Below are 18486 nucleotides of genomic sequence, written 5' to 3'. Positions count from 1 at the left end.
TACCCGATTCGAAGGACACTGCCGCCATGCTTGGAAAAATGTTGAGAAAGACCTGGTTCTGGCTCCTGTTGCTCGGAGCCCTGCTGGGCGTCGCGGCACTGGGAGTGACAGTCACAGTGCTGCACAAGACCAGCTCCACCGAATTCTGCGTCTCCTGCCACTCCATGCAGACACCGCTCGCAGAGTATCAGGGCAGCGTCCACTTCCAGAACGTGAAGGGGATCCGTGCAGAGTGCGCCGACTGCCACATTCCCAATGAGCCCGCCTCCTACCTCTGGACCAAAATCCGCGCCGTGAAGGACATCTATCACGAGGCGATCGGCACCCTCGACACCCCCGAAAAATACGAAGCCCACAAGCTGCGCATGGCCCAGACGGTCTGGGATCAGCTCAAGGCCAATGACTCCGCCACCTGCCGCAGCTGCCACAGCTACGCCGCCATGGACATTCTGGCCCAGCGCCCCAACGCCCGTGCCGAACACCCGGTCGCCATCAAGGATGGCCAGACCTGTATCGACTGCCACCGCGGCGTCGCCCACATCATGCCTGACATGAGCGGTCTGGCTGCCGCCGGCGCCAGTGAACTGGCGGCTGCCGCGGCCCAGACCCCGACCAGCGTCACCACCCGTTACGCCATCGCCACCACGCCCCTGTACCTCGATGCCAAGGCCACCACGGACGAGGGCACCCTGATGCCGTCGACCCGGGTCGAGATCCTGGCCAACGACAACGGCCGCGCCCAGGTGCAGATCGAGGGCTGGCAGCAGGACGGGGTGAGCGAGGTGTTCTACGCCGCCCCCGGCAAACGCATCCTGAGCGTGCTGGTCGGCGATGCCGCCAAGCAGGCGCTGGTCACCGGCAAGAGCGAGACCGACAGCGCCACCAACCTCACCTGGCATCAGGTCAAGCTGACCGCCTGGGTGGATCAGGCCCAGCTCATCGGCGATCAGGGCAAGCTGTGGCAATACGCCTCCACCCTGATGTCCAACAACTGTACCGGCTGCCACGGTCTGACCGCGCTGGATCACTTCAATGCCAACCAGTGGATAGGCGTCATCAAGGGCATGGAGTCCCGCACCTCCCTCACCCCGGAGCAGGCTCGCATGCTGACCCAATACGTGCAGAAACACGCCAGTGACATGAGCGCGGCACACTAAGGCTGGAACAGAGGAATTCGATATGACTTTTTTCAATGATCAACAGACCAATCTGTCCCGCCGCAGCCTGCTCAAGGGCCTGGGGGCCTGTGCCGCCCTGCCCCTGCTCGGTGCCCTGTTCCCGAAACACGCCCTGGCCCAGGCCATCAGCACGGCGCTGGAGCAGTTCCCCTCCCTGGTCCCCGCCCAGAAGGGCATACTGACCGGCGCCCACTGGGGAGCCTTTGAAGCCATAGTCGCCGATGGCCGCATGGTGCGGGTCCAGCCGGTGGCCGATGATCCGGCACCGAATGACCTCATCGACATGGCGCCGTTCCAGGTCCATGCCAAGAACCGCATCAAGTACCCCATGGTGCGCAAGAGCTGGCTGGAGCACGGCCCGGGCGCCAAGCCCGAGCTGCGCGGCGCCGACGAGTGGGTGCGGGTGAGTTGGGAGCAAGCCATCGAACTGGTGGCTGGCGAGATCCAGCGGGTCCAGCGCGACTTCGGCCCCCAGGCGATCCACGCCGGCTCCTACGGCTGGAAGAGTGTCGGCATGTTCCACAACAGTCGCACCCTGCTGCACCGCCTGATGAACCTCAGTGGCGGCTTCACCGGCTATGCCGGTGACTACTCCACAGGCGCGGCCCAGGTGATCATGTCCCACGTGATGGGCTCCATCGAGGTATACGAGCAGCAGACCGCCTGGCCCAACGTGGTGGAGCACGCCGAACTGGTGGTGCTCTGGGGGGTCAACGCCCAGGTCACCCTCAAGAACAGCTGGAACATGCCGGATCACGAGGGTCAGGCCGGTTTCAAGGCCCTCAAGGAGAAGGGCACCCGCGTCATCAGCATAGATCCCGTCTACAACGAGACCGCCAAGCTGGCCAACGCCGAGTGGATAGCCCCGAACGCCTACACAGACGTGGCCATGATGCTGGGGGTGGCCCACACCCTTTATAGCGAGAAGAAGCACGATCAGGCCTTCCTCGATCGCTACGCCGTCGGCTTCGACAAGTTCCTCGACTACCTGCTCGGCAAGGACGACGGTCAGCCGAAGAGCGCCGAGTGGGCGAGCAGCGTCTGCGGTGTCGAGGCCAAGGTCATTCGCCAGCTGGCTCTGGACATGGCGGCCAAGCGCACCATGATCATGGCCGGCTGGGGCATGCAGCGTCAGCACCACGGGGAGCAGCCGAACTGGATGCTGATCACGCTGGCGGCCATGCTGGGCCAGATCGGCCTGCCGGGGGGCGGCTACGGCTTCAGCTACCACTACTCCTCCGGTGGCAGCCCCACCGCCAAGGGTGGGATCCTGGCGGGTATCTCCGCCGGCAACGCCCCCAAGAACAGCCCGGCCCCCATTCCGGTGGCCCGCATCGCCGACTGTCTCGCCAATCCGGGCAAGACCATCGATTTCAACGGCCGCAAGGTGACCTATCCGGACATCAAGCTGGTCTATGTGGCGGGCGGCAACCCCTTCCACCACCATCAGGACACCAACAACCTGCTCAAGGCGTGGCGCAAGCCGCAGACTGTGATAGTCCACGAACCCTACTGGACGGCTACCGCCAAGCACGCCGACATAGTGCTGCCAGTCACCACCAGCTACGAGCGCAACGATCTGGAGATGGGGGGCGACTACTCCCAGCGCTATGTGTTCCCCATGCACCAGTGCGTGCCCCCCCAGTTTGAAGCCCGCAACGACTTCGATATCTTCAGCGCCATCGCCGCCAAGCTGGGTGTGCAGGAGCAGTACACCGAAGGGAAGGACGAGATGCTGTGGCTCAAGCAGATGTACGACGGCATGGCCGCCCAGGCCCGGGGTGCCCGGGTGGCGCTGCCGCCGTTCAGCATGTTCTGGGAGTCCAACAACTACATTCGTTTCCCGATCCCCGAGGCGAACCGCCAGTGGATCCGCCACGCCGATTTTCGCGAGAACCCGCTGCTCAATCCGCTCGGCACCCCGTCCGGCAAGATAGAGATCTTCTCCAACACGGTGGCGGGCATGGGTTATGCCGACTGCGCCGGCCACCCCAAGTGGTATGAACCCAAGGAGTGGGTGAAGAGCGAGGTGGCAGCGCGCTATCCGCTCTCCCTCAACACCTCGCACCCGACCCAGCGGCTACACTCCCAGCTGGACAACACCCCGCTGCGGGACAAGTTCGCCATCGCCGATCGGGAGGCCATACTGATCCACCCGGACGACGCCAAGGTGCGAGGCATCCAGGATGGGGACCTGGTGCGCGCCTTCAACGAGCGCGGCCAGATCCTGGTGGGGGCGCTGCTCTCGAAAGACATTCGCCCCGGCGTGGTGCGGATCTGCGAAGGGGCCTGGTTCGATCCGGCCAAACCGGGTGAGGTGGGCGCCATCTGCAAGAACGGCAACGTCAACTGCCTCACCTTCGACGAGGGCTCTTCCAGCCTGGCGCAAGGCAACTGCGGTCACATGGCCCAATTGCAGATCGAGAAGTACAGCGGGCCAGAACTCGTCAACACAGCCCATGAGGTACCGGTCCACGCCTGATGCCGGGATGAAAACAAAAACGGCGCCATAAGGCGCCGTTTTCTTTATCGCGGTTTTCGGGGTGACTCAGAAGTCTCCCTCCACCATCTACCCTTGTGCACACTCCATCCGCTTTGCCGCCGGAGCACAGACAAGGTGGATCAGAAGTCTCCCTCCACCATGTACTCTTCCGCACACTCCACCAGCTGTGGCCAGAGATCTTCCGGCACCCAGGCTTCGGGGTCATCCTCGTCCCCATCATACTGGGTCCAGAAGAAGGCGCGCAGGCCGCTCGCGAAGTCGTCGCTGATCTCGGCCAGCTCCGAGAGCGGCCCCAGCCAGGCGATGCGGCGCAGGCCGGAGGCGAGATCGTTGATGGCATCCATCAGGGTGCGATCGTCCTGACTCTGCTCCACCAGCAGGGTGAAGCGCTCGCGGGCGCTCTCGGTCTGATCCTCATCCAGTTCGCCCACATCGGCCAGCAGATCGACAAAGTCCTCCAGCAAGAACTGGATCAGGGAATCCCTGTCCTCAAACCACTGGATCTGGGCCCCCTTGGTACCCAGCACCGAGGCATCGAACGAATCATCGAGATGGCACAGCGCCCATGGATCGTCAGTCATTGCTACCCTTCCTACCGCTTGAAATAAGGACCCTATCTTATGCCTGGTGCGCCCCCCATGCTACCTCGGAGGACGACCCGGGCCCGAGCGGCCCATGCCGGGCCGCCTCACTCATCTGTGCATCAACCGTCGACCCTGGCCACCTTGGGCAACGAGAGCGAGGCTGCCAGCCCCCCCAGCTCGGCCCGCCCCATGATGAGGCTGCCACGATAGGCTTCGGCCAGGTCTGACACTATGTTGAGGCCGAGCCCGGAGCCCGGCACCTTCTCGTCGAGGCGCACCCCGCGCAGCACCGCCTTGGCTATCTGATCCTCGCTCATGCCGGGACCGTCATCCTCGATGCGCAGGGTGATCCAGCCCCCCAGCTCGGCGCTGGAGATGCGCAACTGGCCGGCCGACCATTTGAAGGCATTTTCCAGCAAATTGCCCACCATCTCGTCGAAGTCCTGCTCCTCCACCCCGACCGCCAGGTTGGCCGGCACCTGCAGGTCCACCGTCTTGCCCGGGTAGAGGCGGGAGAAGGCTCGGCAGATGTACTCCACCCGCGCCCGCACCGGGGTCGAGACCCCGAGGATCTTGGCGGCGCCGGTGACCCGCGCCTTGCCGAGGTGATAGTCGATGTGGCGCTGGATCTGGTCGAGCTGCTCGCCGATGGCGGCCTGATCCTCGGGAGGCAGCTGGGCCACCTGATTGCGCATTATGCTGAGGGGCGTCTTGAGGGCGTGAGCCAGGTTGCCGGTGTGGGAGCGGGCCCGCTGCAGCAGCTCGCTGTAGTGGTGCAGCAGGCGGTTGATGTCTTCCACCAGCGGCTGGATCTCCAGCGGATAGCGCAGCCGGAACCCCTCCTGATGGCCCTGGTGGACCCGGCCCAGCTCGCGGCGCAGCAGATGGAGCGGACGCAGGCCGTAGACTATCTGGAACATGAAGCCCAGCACCAGGCCAGCGGCGGCGAAGCCGAGACCGAGGAACAGGCTGATCCTGGTCTTCTTCAGGGTCTGGGTCAGGGCGCTGCTGTCCTTGGCCATCACCAGGGTAAACACCTTGTCAGAGCCCGGCAGCAGCACAGTGCGGGTCATGATCAGCAGGGGCTCCTTGTTGGGCCCCTTGCCGACGAAGAGATCCGGATCCCCGAAGGCCGACTTCAGGCCGTGGGCGCTCAGGTGCACATCCCACAGGGAGCGGGAGCGGCTGACCACGGCATCCCCCAGCTCAAGCTGCCAGTAATAACCGGAATAGGGCTGGCGGAAACGGGGATCCGCCATGGGCTCGGTGACCACAGGCAGACCATCGGGCTGGATCTCGAGGCGAGAGAGCAGATCGTAGAGCTGCAACCTCAGGCCGTCGGCTTCCGCCTCCTGCCAGTAGTTGCGCATCATGGTCTGCAGGCTGAAGCCGGTGGCGAACAGGAAGAGCCCGCACCAGACCAGGGCGATAGCCACCAGCCGTCCCCGCAGGGTACGCACCAGCCTCATTCATCGACCCCCTGCCGTGCTGGCATCAGCGTCCGTCTCACTCGTTGATCCGGTAGCCGAGACCGCGCACCGTCTCGATCAGATCGGCGTGGGTCTTCTTGCGGATCCGGCCGATGAACACCTCGACCGTGTTGGAGTCGCGATCGAAATCCTGGGCATAGATGTGGTCGATCAGCTCGCTGCGCGACACCACCTTGCCCCTGTGCTGCATCAGGTAACCCAGCACCCGGAACTCGTGGGCAGTCAGCTTGATGGGGGTGCCTTCGTACCATACCTGGGACGCCGCCATGTCGAGCCGCACCCCGCCTATCTCCAGGATCGAGCTGGCATTGCCCGCCGCCCGGCGCACCAGGGCCTGCACCCGGGCCACCAGTTCGGCGACCTGGAACGGCTTGGTGAGGTAGTCATCGGCCCCGGCGTTGAGCCCTTCTATCTTCTCGTGCAACTGGCCACGGGCGGTCAGCACCAGCACAGGGGTGTCTATCCCCTTGCTGCGCCACTCCTTGAGCACGCTCAGACCATCGCGACCCGGCAGGCCGAGATCCAGAATGATGGCGTCATAGGGTTCGGTCTCGCCGAGAAAACCCGCCTCGTTGCCATCGTGGCAGAGATCGGTCACAAACCCGGACAGGCGCAGCTGTTCCGCCAGCTGGCCTGCCAGGATCTTTTCATCTTCAACTATCAGAATTCGCATAAATGGGTATCCAAAGCAGAGTTGCGCCTGTCGCGGCGGCGATTGGGGGACGAGTCATCAGGGCGGGGAGCATAGGGCGGATCACTCCTCCTCCGGGGGCGGGCGAGGCTCGAACAGGCGCTCCAGATGATGGCCCTTGAGCCACACCATCTCCAGGTTGTCGGCGCGATAGCCCACCTTGATGACGCTGTTCTCGTCGTCGATAAGCCTGAGCTCATAGAGCCAGACCCCGTCTTCCTCCCCCAGATCGACGCGCAGCACGCGCACCGGCAGGCGGGAAGCCACCTCCATCAGCTCATGAAAAGGCCGGATCCGCCCCTCGCTGACCGCCTGTTGCAGCAAGGCCTCATTCGGCTGGGCCGCCTGGACCAGCATCGGCAGCAGCAATCCAAGCAGGGGCAGCGCGCTATTCATGGGTGATTCATCTCTCAAAACCTAACATAATGCCGTTTATAGTGTGCCAGCCATGAATCCGGAATGAATATGATCCCACGCAGTATCCTGCTGATCCTCTGCCTTTTTTCCACCCTTGGCTGGGCGGCTCAGACGCGTCTCGACATGCCGGCACTGGTCAAGCTGTTGCTGGCCCAAGGGTACCACGACATTCGGGAAGTCGAGCTGGAAGGGGACAAATTCGAGGTGGAAACCCTGGATGCCGACGATAGGCGGGTGCAACTGCAGGTCGATGCCTACAGCGGAGAGATCACAAAAAAAGAGGCCGATTAGGCCTCTTTCAGTTTCTGGCGTTGCTGCCGGCGCTGGCGCCAGGGACGCAGCAGCTTCTCTCGCCGCGGCCACAGCAGAGCCATCGCCAGCAACAGGTAGATGAGGGGCTCCTGCCAGCCACTCTTCACCGACCACCAGTAGTGCACAGGCACCAGCAGGGCCACCGCATAGATCCAGTTGTGCAGCTTCTGCCAGGCTGGCCCCATGCGCCGCAGCAGGGCCGGGATCGAGGTGATGCTCAGCGCCAGCAGCAACAGCAGCGCCACCATACCCACCACTATGTAACTGCGCTTCACCAGCTCGCCGCCGATCAGACCCCAGTCAAACTGCAGATCCAGCCCCAGCCAAACCATAAAGTGCAACCCGGCCCAGGCCGCGCACCAGAGCCCGAGGGGGCGGCGCAGCTTGATGAGCTGACCCTGGCGCCAGCGTTTGGCCAGCGGCGACACCAGCAGGGTGAGCAGCAGCAGATGCAGCGCCCCCTTGCCGAGGTAGTGGGTCAGCCCCTGCACCGGATCCCCCCCCAGCAACCCGGCCGGCACGGCATAGCCAAGCCAGAGCAAAAAGCCCAGCGAGGCCAGGTGTACCAGCAGGCGCAAGCCGTTGATATGGGCTGTTTTCAGTCTCGGCGTCATATCGCAGTTCCCGTTATGTTTTTCCCATCCCTCATCCCCAACCCTTCTCCCGCAAGGGGAGAAGGGGGCAAGACACCGTTCGGGCAGAGCGTCAGTTTCAATACCATTTGCGCAAATCCATCCCCTGATAGAGGGAGGCCACCTCGTCGCCATAGCCGTTGAACATCAGGGTCGGCTGGCGCTTGGCGCCGAAGATGCCCCCCTCGCCGATGAAGCGCTCGCTGGCCTGGCTCCAGCGCGGGTGATCCACTTCGGGATTGACGTTGGCATAGAAACCATATTCGTTCGGTGCCAGCAGGTTCCAGGTGGTGGGAGGCATCTCCTCCACCAGGCGGATGGAGACTATGCTCTTGATGCTCTTGAAGCCGTACTTCCAGGGCACCACCAGCCGGATGGGTGCCCCGTTCTGGGCGGGCAGCGTCTTGCCGTAGAGCCCCATCGCCAGGAAGGAGAGCGAGTTCATCGCCTCGTCGAGGCGCAAGCCCTCCACATAGGGGTAATCGATGCCGCCGCCGAGGGAGCGGGAGGCCTGTCCCGGCAGTTGCTCGGGATCATAGAGGGTCTCGAACGCCACGAACTTGGCGCGACTGTTGGGCTCGGCCCGGCGGATCAGATCCGCCAGCGGAATGCCGCTCCAGGGCAGCACCATGGACCAGGCCTCCACGCAGCGCAGCCGGTAGATCCGCTCCTCCAGGGTGCTCTTGTTGATAAGATCCCACACATCCAGGGTAAAGGGTTTGGCCACCTCCCCCTCTACCTTGAGCGTCCAGGGCTCGGGTTTGAGGTAGTGGGCGTTGCGAGCCGGATCCCCCTTGTCGGTGCCGAGTTCATAGAAGTTGTTGTGGCTGATGGCCTTCTCCAGCGGCGTCAGGGTCAATCCGTCCTGCCGGGTCGCAGCCTTGTAATTGAGTGGTTTGGTGGCAGGTGCCGGGGTCGACTCCTCGGCGGAGAAGAGATCCAGCAGGCTGGCCTGGGTGGGAAATGCCAGGGTGGCGGCACTCAGTCCCAGCCCTTTCAGGATGAGCCGGCGATCCTGATAGACGGCTTCCGGCGTGACATCCTGTTCGGTGAGGTGATGAGAGGAACGGCGCTTGATCAACATGGAAAACTCCCGGGGCGATGAGGCTGACAACCATAAGACCCGCCCCGGCCGAGTTTTATTTCACACAAATTTACATGGGCTGGTAAAGAGGCAGCGCCTTGGCCATGGTGCCGACCAGGAACAGCAGAATGAATACCAGCAGGGGAACTATCACGTTTGGCACCATCAGACTCACTCCATGAGCAGGACAGGGCCTCTAACTATGGTCGAAGGCCAAGAACGCCTCCAATGAATTTTTTTCGCGAGCGCAAGCGTATTCCCGAGTTGAAAAGAGTGACAGAGATCACACACAATCCGGCCCCTGCTTGCCGCCCCCTCGCCTAAGGGTAGGCTGCCTCCTTTTCCGAATCCAACCACTGAGAGTCATGTCATGAGCCCATTGATCGCCATCGCCATCACGACCGGGATCCTCTCCGCCGTCTGGGGCGGACTGGCCGCCGCCCTCGGCCTCATCTCCTGGGTCGGCTTCCTCGGTTGTACCAGCTATTTCGCCTCGAGCGGCGGTTACAAGGCGCTGCTGCAGACCCTGCTGTGCAATGCCACCGGCATGCTGTGGGCACTGCTGCTGATCCACGGCGAAGGCTGGTGGGGGGCTGGCATGGCGGGCTATCTGATGACGGGTGTGGTGGCGACCCTGATGTGCGTGCAGGCCAAGCAGCAGTGGCTGGGCTACATTCCCGGCACCTTCGCCGGTTGCTGCGCCACCTTCGGGGCGGCGGGGGAGTGGCGGCTTATCCTGCCATCCTTGGTGATAGGGGCGCTCTTTGGCTACCTGATGAAGGCGAGCGGCCTCTGGCTCTCCGACAAAACCCGGAAGGCCCAGGCCGCGAACAGCGCGGTCGATCCGGCCTGAACAAGGGGAGCGGCAAGTCTCTGACCGGCCGCTCCCGCCTCGCTTATCCCTTCGATTTGAAGTTTGCCGCCTCGATACCGTGCCGATTCAATAACTTGTAGAAATCGGTGCGGTTTCTTCCCGCCATGTTGGCCGCCAGGGTCACATTCCCTTCTGTGGTGCGCAGCAGGCGGATCAGATACTCCTTCTCGAACTCGGCGCGGGCCTCGTTGAACGAGGGAATACCGCCGACACCACCGCTCAGGGCAGATTCCACCATGGCGGCGCCTATCACAGGGCTGCAACAGAGGCTGGCGAGCTGTTCCACCACTCCGTAGAGCTGACGGACGTTGCCGGGCCAGGCCGCCGCCGCCAGCAGGGCCAGCGCCTCCGGCGAGAAACCGAGGGCGGCGCAGTTGTCGTGGCGACTGCGATAGTCGTCCAGCGCCTGGCGCGCCAGCAGGGGGATATCCTCGCTGCGGGCGCTGAGGGGCGGCAAGGTGATGTTGGCCACGTTGAGGCGGTAGAAGAGATCCTCCCGAAAACGCCCCTCCTCCATGGCGGTGACCAGATCCTGATGGCTGGAGCTGATGACCCGCACCTCGGGGGTGCCCTGACCATATTCCGCCAGCACCTGCAGCAACTTGGCCTGCAACGACTCCGACAGATTCCCTATCTCGTCGAGGAAGAGGGTCGCCCCCTTGGCCTGCTCGAACAGGCCGGACTGTCCATCCTCGCCAAACAGCTGCAAGTCCAGCACAGGCCAGGGCAGCGCGGCACAATTGATGGTGTGCAGCGGCTGGTCACGGCGGCGGCTTGCCTGATGCAGCGCCTGGGTCATCACCCCCTTGCCGGAGCCCGAAGGCCCCAGGATCAGCACGGGCACCTCCATGGCGGCCACGCTGCTCGCCTGGATCAGCAACTGCTCCATCTGGGGATTGCGGGTCTGGATGAGGGACTGCCACTCATGCTGCTGTTTCGGGCGAGTCAGGCTCAGGGCGTGCTCTATGGTGACCAGCAGCTCGTCCTTGTCGATGGGCTTGGTGAGAAAGCTGAACACCCCGGAACGGGTCGCCTGGATGGCGTCCGGGATGGTGCCGTGGGCGGTCATGATGATGACCGGCATGCCGAGCCACTGGGCCTGGATCCGCTCGAACAGCGCCAGTCCGTCCATGCCCCCCATCCGCAGGTCACTCAGCACCAGATCGGCCCGCTGCTGACGCAACCTGTCCAGCGCCCCCTCGGCGCTGTCGGCTGTATCCACCTCGTAACCCTGACTGCGCAGACGCATGCTCATCAGCTTGAGCAGGCTGGCATCGTCGTCCACCAGCAGAATGCGACTCATGCTCTCACCCCTTTACCCTGAAGATCTGTTGTGGTTCCCCGCCTTGCACGCCCTCGGCATGTCATGGCTGGGCGCCCCCATTGAGCTTGCGCTGGTTGAGCTGTTCGTCGATGGCGGAGAGCTGCTCTATCTGGCGGCGCAGACGCTGCACCTCCTGGCTCTGATCGTCGCGGCGACTGTCACGGGCCAGCAGCTCCTCACCGAGGGCTATCCAGCTGCGCAGGAAGGCCTGGGCATCCAGGCCGAGCTCGGGCAGCAGGGCCTTGAGCCGATCCAGCCCGGCCCGGCGGCTCGCCACCGACTCGGACGGATGGGTGTTGACCATGGCCAGGCTGACCCGGCTCTCGAGATCGGTGGCACCGGCCAGCCGCTCGCGCTCCTGCGCCCGCTGCTGGGGGCGGCTGGCCAGCAGCCAGTCCGAGTATTGCAGGCGCACCTGCATCTCTTTATTGGCAAACTCCATCCGCTTGGCGAGGACCTGCTCCGAGGGCTCGGTCAGGCTGCGCGATGGCAGCAGGGAGCAGCCTGAGAGCAGGCTTATCATCAATACGGGTACAACGAATCGTTTCATCTTGAATTTCACTTAAGATCCAACCGGAAACAGACATCAGCCTGTTTATCCTCAATTAATTTAAGCTCGCCCCCCAGACTCATCGCCGACTCGCGGGCAATGGAGAGGCCCATTCCGGATCCTTTCAACAACCCCTGGCGCACTATGCTGCCCTGCTCGAAGGGCTCGAAGATCCGCTCCCGCTCGTTTGGCGGGATGACGGGCCCTTCGTTGGCCACTTCCAGCCAGCTGCCGTTGGCATCCTGGCCGGCACGGATCCAGATCTGGCCACCCTTGGCGCCATAACTGACCGCGTTGGAAAACAGGTTGTCGAGGATGAGTCGCAGACGATAAGGCTCGGCCTGCAGGCTGATGGGCTCGGGCGGCAAGTGTACACTGATTTGTTTGGATTCCAGCGCCAGCCGGTACTCTGCAGACAATTCTGACAACAAGGGGGCCAGCGGCACCGCCGTCAGGCTGAACACCTCCTGCTGGCTGAGGCGGTTGAAGTCGAGCAGGCGCTCGATCAGGGTCTGCAACCGGCGGCTGTTCTCCTCCAGCATCTGGCAGATCTCCTGCTGATCCCCGTTGAGCGGCCCCACCAGCTGTTCGGAGAGCAGATCCGCCCCCTCCCGCAGCACGGCGAGGGGCGTCTTCAGCTCGTGGGATACATGGCGCAGGAACTGGTACTTCTGCTGTTCCAGCTCCTTGAGCTTGTCGTGCAGCCAGCCGATCCGCTCTCCCAGCAGCACCAGTTCGGCGGGGCCATCCACCGGGCGCTTGTCCGGCTCGACACCGGCTCCCAGGCTCAGGATCCGCGACTCAATCTGACGCACGGGGTGGATGATGAGGTAGGTAAACAGCAGCACCAGCAACAGGCTGAGTCCCGCCACGAAGCCGCTCACCCACCAGATCTCCTTCCGCAGTTCGGCGATGGCCGCCCGCATCCCCGCCACATGCTCATCGACCTGGCTGCGGGTGACCACTTCCAGCTGCTGGTTGAGCTCGTTGAACTGGGTGAAGTTGGGGCTGGTCGCCTCCTGTCTGGCCTTGCGCAGATCCTGCAAGCCATCCAGCCAGGCCAGGATGGCCTCGAGATCTGTGTAGGCGGCGGCATCCGGGATGGATTGCCGATGGGTGGCGAGCAGCTCGCGATAGCGGGCCAGCTGCTGCTGATAACTGCCGAGGATGCGTTCGTCCCCCAGCACCGCATAGCGGCGCAAGGTGCGCTCCAGATCGATGGCCTGGGTGGTGAGCAGGGTCGCCCGGCGGGTATCCCGCACCGCCCGCTCCATCTCGTCGCTGGTCAGCTGACCCAGATGGGAGAGCGCCTGGCTGTCGTGCCAGATCATGCCCCCCAGGGGCATCAGCACCAGCACGAAGCCCATCAATACCACCTGGAGCAGGGAACGGGGCCGAACCTTGGTCATCTTCTGCTGTCTCGATTCTTCATGGGTGGGCCAGCATATCCGCACTCCATGAAAAAGCAAAACCGGCCAGGGGGCCGGTTTGGTTGCACTCGGGGTCAGGATTCACGCCAGACCGACGGACGCCAGGCAGATTATCAGGATCACTGCCAGGGCACCTGAGGCGGTCAACAGCGCCCACTTCATCTCCACACTCATATGAACCTCCTTTCTGCCAATCAGAGTTGGATCACAACAGATAACGACATGTTAATTCATAGTGAATCCGATAACCGTGAGCTGCGTATATATTTCAGACGAGCCCAACCCAAGGAATGGCAACCATGTTTTACCTCTGCAGCATTGGATCCAATCTCGACCCTGCCCAGCATGTCAGCCAGGCCGTGGAAGAGCTGCTGGCGCGCTTCGGTCAGCTGCGTCTGAGCTCGGTGATCCAGACCAAACCGGTGGGGATGCAGTCGCGCCATGACTTTCTCAACTGCCTGTTCGTCGTCCAGAGCGAGCTCTCCGCCGCCCAGCTGAAAGCCGAATTCGTCACCATGGAGCTGGCCCATGGGCGGGATCGCGGCAATCCCCTGTGCAAGGTGACTGACAGGCCCCTCGACATCGACATCCTGGCCAGCCATGAGAGGGATGCCTTCGCCGGGGTCGGGGTGGATGCCTATCTCAGGGATCTGCTGGCCGAGATGTATGAGGGGGGACGGGTCGGCGCCCACAAGGTGGCGCTGCGTCTGCAGACCAGCAAGGTGTTTGCGCAGCAGAGCTTCGGCCAGCAGCCCGTCGCCCTGCGCCAAGCTGCCGAACAGCGTCAGGAGTTGCCCGCCGTGCACCCGGACCTGCCTGCCCATCAGGCAAGCATTCGGCCCAACTAGGCGCCCGGCACAGGGCGGCGAACGCCCGAGCAGGCTACCGCCACCTCCATCCCCCTCATGACGTCTAGATGACGGCGAGGGCCCGGCCACCGTCCACCCGGATGCTGGCCCCCGTCATATAGTCGTTTGCCATCAAGAGCCTGACTGCCTGCCAGATGGGCTCCAGCCCCCCCTCCCTCGCCAGCGGCGTCCGAGCCAGCACCTGCTGACGCCAGGCGTCCCCATGCTCGTCGAGGAATAGTATGGGGCCGGGCTCTATGGTGTTGACCCGTACCGCCGGTGCCAGCTCCCTGGCAAAGCTCATGGCCAGCGAATGCGCCCCGGCTTTGGTGGCCACATAGGCTGCGAACTGGGGCGCCGGGGCATGAATGTAGATGTCGGTGATGTGGATGATGCTGGCGTTGGGATTGCCTGCCAGCTTGGGGGCCAGCGCGCGGTTCAGCTGAAATGGCGCCGCCATATGTACCCGGTAGAACTGTTCGAATTGGGCCAGCTGCACCGCAGGATCCGCCGCCTGTGGCTCGAAGGCGGAGGCGTTGTGGATGATCAATGCCAGATCGTCATGGGCTCCCAGCACAGTGACAAGGCGGGCCACATCCTCTTCCACGGCGAAATCCGCCTGCACCAGCTCCACCCCCAGATCCCGCAAGCGGGCCAGCTCGGGCCGCTCGCTGCGATAACTGCCCGTCACCTGCCAGCCCGCGGCCACCAGCTGTTCGCACAGGTAGAATCCCAGCCGACGGCCGCAGCCCGTTACCAATGCACGCATAACCTCTCCTTTTGTCAGTGCTTGCCGACCCGGGGACCTGCCTATCAATCTCCACGGCACAAGCCATTGGCCCCGTCCGCCGTCCAGGGGACATAGTGACACCACTTTAACCCTTTTGGAGCCACCCAGATGCTGCAGATCCGCAATCACATGAGCCGCCTGACCCACTCCCTCAGCCCGCAACTCGGCCTGGCCGAGGCCCTCGACAGACTCCATCAGGCCGATGCGAGCGGCCTGCCGGTGCTGGACGATCAGAAACGGCTGATCGGATTTCTCTCCGAGCAGGACTGCATCCCCAGCCTGCTCACCGGCAGCTATCACTGCGACAGCCGCACCCGGGTGGAGGATCTGATGAGCCGCACCCCGCTGTTCGTCAGCCCGGACGACAGCATCCTGGATCTCGCCCGCCAGATGACGGGGGCCAGGCCCAAGGTCTATCCGGTGCTGGAAGGGGGCAAGGTGGTCGGCATCATCAACCGCCGGCAGGTGATGCAGGCCCTCAACGCGCAGATGAAGCAGTGCCAGGCCACCTAGAGCTGGTAGCGTCCCCGATCGCCGATATCGAAATGCAGGGGCATGCGCCACTTGGCCAGACTGAGCAGGCCGAGCAGCAAGCCGCTCACCAGGGCAACCAGGGCCGTGGCCCAGGCGAAGCGGGTCCACTCCAGCAGCCATAGCAGGGGTAACAGCAGAGGCAAGAGCCTGATACCCGGGATGGCGAAGCAGAACTGCTCCTTGAACGCCAGGCCACAGAGGGTGGCCAGGGCAGCCCCCAGCACCAGGAGGGCGGGGGCGCCGCAGGCGGCCAGCATCAGTCCGCCCCAGGCCAGCCCCTGCAGGAGAAACCGGACCCGCTTGTCATAAATGTGCAGGCAGAATCCACACAGGCCGCTGGCCACCACCAGCATGGTCAGCCAGACGGAGGGCGACAAGGGCGCCGGTCCTCCCAGCAAGCCAACCCCTCGACACAACAGCAGCAAAGCTGTCAGACTCAGACCGAGACGATAGAGACAGACAGAGAGCCTGTCGATGCCATCCAGTTCGCTTTCTACTTCAGGGTTTGCCATCCGGGGTCGTCTCTATTGAGGTATCTGCCGGTCACTATACCCCGTTGCGCTTAAACCAGCCCCGAGTGTTCAGGAGATGTGATTTGCGGATCTTGCTCGTGTTCTGCTTGCTGCTGCCCTGCTGGCTGTCGGCCAGGGAGCTGGTCATTGGCGGCCTGCTGGAGCCCCCCCTGAAGTGGCTGGATGAGAAAGGGCAGCCACGGGGGCTGGATGTGGATCTGGTCACCACCATCTTTGGCGTCCTCCAGGTCCCCATCAAGATAGAGCTGCTCGATTCCGGTGCCAGACTCACCCGCAACGCCGAGGGCGGCGTCTATGACCTGCTGCTTAGCCACTCCTACAAGCCGGAGCGAACGCGCTACCTGCTCTACCCCAAACAAGCCCATATCCGCCACAGCTGGCACTTCTTCGTGCGCAAGGCCGACATGAGCAAGATCCACTACCAGACCCTGGCCGATCTCAAGCCCTGGCGCATAGGTGTCACCAAGGACTTCTCCTACACCCCAGAATTGACGGCGGCCATGGCCGATCCTGCCTATCGCTTCCAGGCGATCCCCATCAACCAGTTGCAACTGCGCAAGCTGATCGCCGGGCGCATCGATCTGGTCCCCATGTCCCTGGTCACCGCCTTCACCCAGATAAGGGAAGAGGGGCTGGAGGGCAGGCTCGGCTACCTGCCAAAACCCCTCAAGACCAGTCCCTACTTCAATGTCTGGACCCGCTCCCGGGCCGATGCCGACACCCCGGCCCTGATGGCGGCCTATGACGCCGAACTGCTGCACATGAAGCATGACGGCCGCCTCAAGGCCCTCTACGACAAATACGGCATCCCCTATCTCGAGCCCTGATCCCTAGGGTCAGGGCTTCACGTCTCTCAATATCGGGTTCTGCAGCGAGATCAGGGTTTCACATCTCTAAGGATGGGATTTTGCAGCGAGATCAGGGTTTCGGTGGACTGGATCTCGTCTATGGTCTGGATCTTGTGGATCAGCACAGTCTGCAACTCGTCGATGGAGCGGGTCATCACCTTCATGAAGATGCTGTAGTGGCCAGTGGTGTAATAGGCCTCCACCACCTCGTCCAGCGCCTGCAACTTGGCCAGGGCCGAGGGGTAATCCTTGGCGCTCTTGAGGTTGATGCCGATAAAGCAGCAGACGTCGTAACCCAGCTTCTTGGCATTCACCTGCACCCGGGTCCCCTCTATGATCCCCGCCTGCTTCATCTTCTCCACCCGCACATGAATGGTGCCCGGGCTGACCGCCAGCTGTTTGGCCAGCTCGGCATAAGGAATGCGCGCATTCTCCATCAGGGCGGTGAGGATGGCCTGATCGAGATTATCGATCCGATAATTTTCCGACACTTTTTTGCACTCCCGTTGACGATGTCTCAGTAAAAGCCCGGATATTTTGAACAAAAAAATGCATAAAGCCTATTTCTATTATCGAATATTGAATTTAGTGCGCAATCTGTTGAAGAATCGCCACATCCAACGGGTTTGAAACAGGTATTTCCCATGAAACAGCACTACATTCGCAGCCAACAACAGATCAGCTTCGTCAAAGAGATGTTCTCCCGCCAGCTCGCCCAGCAACTGGGTCTGATGGAGGTGCAAGCCCCCATTCTGAGCCGGGTCGGCGATGGCACTCAGGACAACCTCTCCGGCCACGAGAATGCGGTGCAAGTGAAGGTGAAGACACTCCCCGAACACAGCTACGAGGTGGTGCACTCCCTGGCCAAGTGGAAGCGCCATACCCTGGGTCGCTTCGGCTTCGGCCCGGGTGAAGGCATCTACACCCACATGAAGGCCCTGCGCCCGGACGAAGACAGACTCACCCCCATCCACTCCGTCTACGTAGATCAGTGGGACTGGGAGAAGGTGATGCCAAGCGAGCGCCGGGATCTCACCTATCTGCAGGAGACGGTGCGCGGCATCTGGGCCGCCATCAAGGCCACAGAGCGCGCGGTCTGCGCCGAACACGAGCTGACCCCCTTCCTGCCAAGCGAGATCCAGTTCCTGCACAGCGAAGAGCTGCTGACCCGTTACCCGGACCTCGATGCCAAGGGGCGCGAGCGGGCCATCGCCAAGGAGCTGGGAGCCGTTTTCCTCATCGGCATCGGCGGTGCCCTCTCCCACGGCGAGCGCCACGATGTGCGTGCCCCTGACTATGACGACTGGAGCAGCGAGAGCGAACTGGGTCTGGCGGGTCTGAACGGCGACATCCTGGTGTGGAACCCTGTGCTGGAAGACAGCTTCGAGATCTCCTCCATGGGGATCCGGGTGGACGCCGAGGCCCTGCGCCGCCAACTCGCCATCACCGGCGACGAGGATCGCCTGCAGTACGACTGGCACCAGGATCTGCTGGCCGAGCGGATGCCGCAAACCATAGGCGGCGGCATAGGCCAATCCCGTCTGGCCATGCTGTTGCTGCAAAAAGAGCACATAGGTCAGGTGCAAGTAGGTGTCTGGCCATCCGAGATGAAGGCAGCTATCCCGGGCATGCTGTAAGCAGATTGATGGCATCCGGCAACCCATGCCGGATGCCGAAGGTGTGTGGCGGTGCGGACTGAAAGAGCGCAGTCCGGACAGGCTGTAAGGAGAGGGTCATCCAGGATGACCCGCTGCGAAACCGGGGCTTGCCCCTGCGACCCGCTCAACCCACGCAAGGTCGCATCGAATACATTCCTCCCGGCAATCTTCGGATTGCCGTTTTTTTTGCCTGCACCCGAGCGGCC

General features: G+C 63.0%; 21 protein-coding genes. 8 read left to right on the top strand and 13 right to left on the bottom strand.

Annotated elements, in window-relative coordinates; translation table 11 throughout:
* Positions 1-26 precede the first annotated feature (26 nt).
* Both OC537_RS15825 and torA read left to right on the top strand, forming a co-directional pair.
* Complete coding sequence (locus tag OC537_RS15825) at positions 27-1157, top strand: NapC/NirT family cytochrome c (protein ID WP_262112667.1); 1131 nt, start codon at positions 27-29, stop codon at positions 1155-1157.
* Between the two features lie 22 nt (positions 1158-1179).
* A complete protein-coding gene (gene torA / locus OC537_RS15820) occupies positions 1180-3660 on the top strand; it encodes a trimethylamine-N-oxide reductase TorA (RefSeq protein WP_262112665.1) in 2481 nt (826 codons plus the stop codon).
* A gap of 140 nt (positions 3661-3800) precedes the next feature.
* Here torA and OC537_RS15815 read toward each other — a convergent pair whose 3' ends face one another.
* The 4 genes from OC537_RS15815 to OC537_RS15800 form a co-directional block, all read right to left on the bottom strand.
* Entirely contained in the window at positions 3801-4262 is a 462-nt protein-coding gene (locus OC537_RS15815; protein WP_262112662.1) for a hypothetical protein, read from the bottom strand.
* Positions 4263-4384: 122 nt separating this feature from the next.
* A complete protein-coding gene (locus OC537_RS15810) occupies positions 4385-5734 on the bottom strand; it encodes a sensor histidine kinase (protein WP_163157796.1) in 1350 nt (449 codons plus the stop codon).
* Between the two features lie 37 nt (positions 5735-5771).
* On the bottom strand, positions 5772-6428 hold the full coding sequence (locus OC537_RS15805) for a response regulator transcription factor (protein ID WP_025328630.1): 657 nt from the start codon (positions 6426-6428) through the stop codon (positions 5772-5774).
* An 81-nt stretch (positions 6429-6509) separates the two neighbouring features.
* Entirely contained in the window at positions 6510-6842 is a 333-nt protein-coding gene (locus tag OC537_RS15800; protein ID WP_025328631.1) for a PepSY domain-containing protein, read from the bottom strand.
* A 63-nt stretch (positions 6843-6905) separates the two neighbouring features.
* On the opposite strand from OC537_RS15800, the gene OC537_RS15795 reads away from it, so the two are divergent.
* The gene (locus OC537_RS15795; RefSeq protein WP_111910906.1) at positions 6906-7154 is read left to right on the top strand and encodes a PepSY domain-containing protein; all 249 of its coding nucleotides are present in this window, start codon (positions 6906-6908) and stop codon (positions 7152-7154) included.
* Here the strand turns inward: OC537_RS15795 and msrQ are convergent.
* Positions 7151-7789, bottom strand: coding sequence for a protein-methionine-sulfoxide reductase heme-binding subunit MsrQ (msrQ, locus tag OC537_RS15790; RefSeq protein WP_262112657.1), 639 nt, complete (start codon positions 7787-7789; stop codon positions 7151-7153). The two genes, OC537_RS15795 and msrQ, sit on opposite strands and share 4 nt — an antisense overlap.
* 97 nt (positions 7790-7886) lie before the next feature.
* Positions 7887-8891, bottom strand: coding sequence for a protein-methionine-sulfoxide reductase catalytic subunit MsrP (msrP, locus tag OC537_RS15785; RefSeq protein WP_163157790.1), 1005 nt, complete (start codon positions 8889-8891; stop codon positions 7887-7889).
* A gap of 370 nt (positions 8892-9261) precedes the next feature.
* Between msrP and OC537_RS15780 the strand changes: the two genes are divergently transcribed.
* Entirely contained in the window at positions 9262-9744 is a 483-nt protein-coding gene (locus OC537_RS15780) for a DUF1097 domain-containing protein (RefSeq protein WP_106885554.1), read from the top strand.
* Positions 9745-9787: 43 nt separating this feature from the next.
* Here OC537_RS15780 and OC537_RS15775 read toward each other — a convergent pair whose 3' ends face one another.
* From OC537_RS15775 to OC537_RS15760, 4 genes are all read right to left on the bottom strand, one after another.
* Complete coding sequence (locus tag OC537_RS15775; RefSeq protein WP_106885553.1) at positions 9788-11068, bottom strand: sigma 54-interacting transcriptional regulator; 1281 nt, start codon at positions 11066-11068, stop codon at positions 9788-9790.
* A gap of 61 nt (positions 11069-11129) precedes the next feature.
* Positions 11130-11639 carry a hypothetical protein gene (locus OC537_RS15770; RefSeq protein ID WP_025328636.1) on the bottom strand — a complete coding sequence of 170 codons (510 nt, stop codon included), beginning with the start codon at positions 11637-11639 and terminating at the stop codon, positions 11130-11132.
* A gap of 8 nt (positions 11640-11647) precedes the next feature.
* Positions 11648-13048, bottom strand: a complete 1401-nt coding sequence (locus OC537_RS15765) for a sensor histidine kinase (protein ID WP_106885552.1) — start codon at positions 13046-13048, stop codon at positions 11648-11650.
* Between the two features lie 102 nt (positions 13049-13150).
* A complete protein-coding gene (locus OC537_RS15760; protein ID WP_106885551.1) occupies positions 13151-13243 on the bottom strand; it encodes a YnhF family membrane protein in 93 nt (30 codons plus the stop codon).
* Between the two features lie 125 nt (positions 13244-13368).
* On the opposite strand from OC537_RS15760, the gene folK reads away from it, so the two are divergent.
* Positions 13369-13917 (top strand): 2-amino-4-hydroxy-6-hydroxymethyldihydropteridine diphosphokinase, encoded by a 549-nt coding sequence (gene folK / locus OC537_RS15755; protein ID WP_139743799.1) that lies wholly within the window; start codon positions 13369-13371, stop codon positions 13915-13917.
* 64 nt (positions 13918-13981) lie between these two features.
* Here the strand turns inward: folK and OC537_RS15750 are convergent, their stop codons facing one another.
* Entirely contained in the window at positions 13982-14686 is a 705-nt protein-coding gene (locus OC537_RS15750; RefSeq protein ID WP_262112647.1) for an SDR family oxidoreductase, read from the bottom strand.
* A 129-nt stretch (positions 14687-14815) separates the two neighbouring features.
* Here OC537_RS15750 and OC537_RS15745 point away from each other — a divergent pair, with 129 nt between their 5' ends.
* A complete protein-coding gene (locus OC537_RS15745) occupies positions 14816-15220 on the top strand; it encodes a CBS domain-containing protein (RefSeq protein ID WP_106885548.1) in 405 nt (134 codons plus the stop codon).
* Here the strand turns inward: OC537_RS15745 and OC537_RS15740 are convergent.
* Complete coding sequence (locus OC537_RS15740) at positions 15217-15753, bottom strand: DUF2301 domain-containing membrane protein (RefSeq protein WP_168235998.1); 537 nt, start codon at positions 15751-15753, stop codon at positions 15217-15219. The genes OC537_RS15745 and OC537_RS15740 overlap by 4 nt on opposite strands.
* Before the next feature lie 92 nt (positions 15754-15845).
* Here OC537_RS15740 and OC537_RS15735 point away from each other — a divergent pair, with 92 nt between their 5' ends.
* Entirely contained in the window at positions 15846-16601 is a 756-nt protein-coding gene (locus OC537_RS15735) for a substrate-binding periplasmic protein (RefSeq protein WP_410050483.1), read from the top strand.
* A gap of 50 nt (positions 16602-16651) precedes the next feature.
* On the opposite strand, the gene asnC is transcribed toward OC537_RS15735, so the two are convergent.
* A complete protein-coding gene (gene asnC, locus OC537_RS15730; RefSeq protein ID WP_005324409.1) occupies positions 16652-17113 on the bottom strand; it encodes a transcriptional regulator AsnC in 462 nt (153 codons plus the stop codon).
* A gap of 153 nt (positions 17114-17266) precedes the next feature.
* On the opposite strand from asnC, the gene asnA reads away from it, so the two are divergent.
* Positions 17267-18259 (top strand): aspartate--ammonia ligase, encoded by a 993-nt coding sequence (gene asnA, locus OC537_RS15725; RefSeq protein ID WP_262112640.1) that lies wholly within the window; start codon positions 17267-17269, stop codon positions 18257-18259.
* Positions 18260-18486: the final 227 nt, after the last annotated feature.

It is taken from the genome of Aeromonas sp. Marseille-Q5825, assembly GCF_946892685.1.
Taxonomy (GTDB): Bacteria; Pseudomonadota; Gammaproteobacteria; order Enterobacterales; family Aeromonadaceae; genus Aeromonas; species Aeromonas rivipollensis.
Note: the sequence above shows the minus strand (reverse complement) of the source record. Positions and strands in the feature narration are given on the sequence as shown.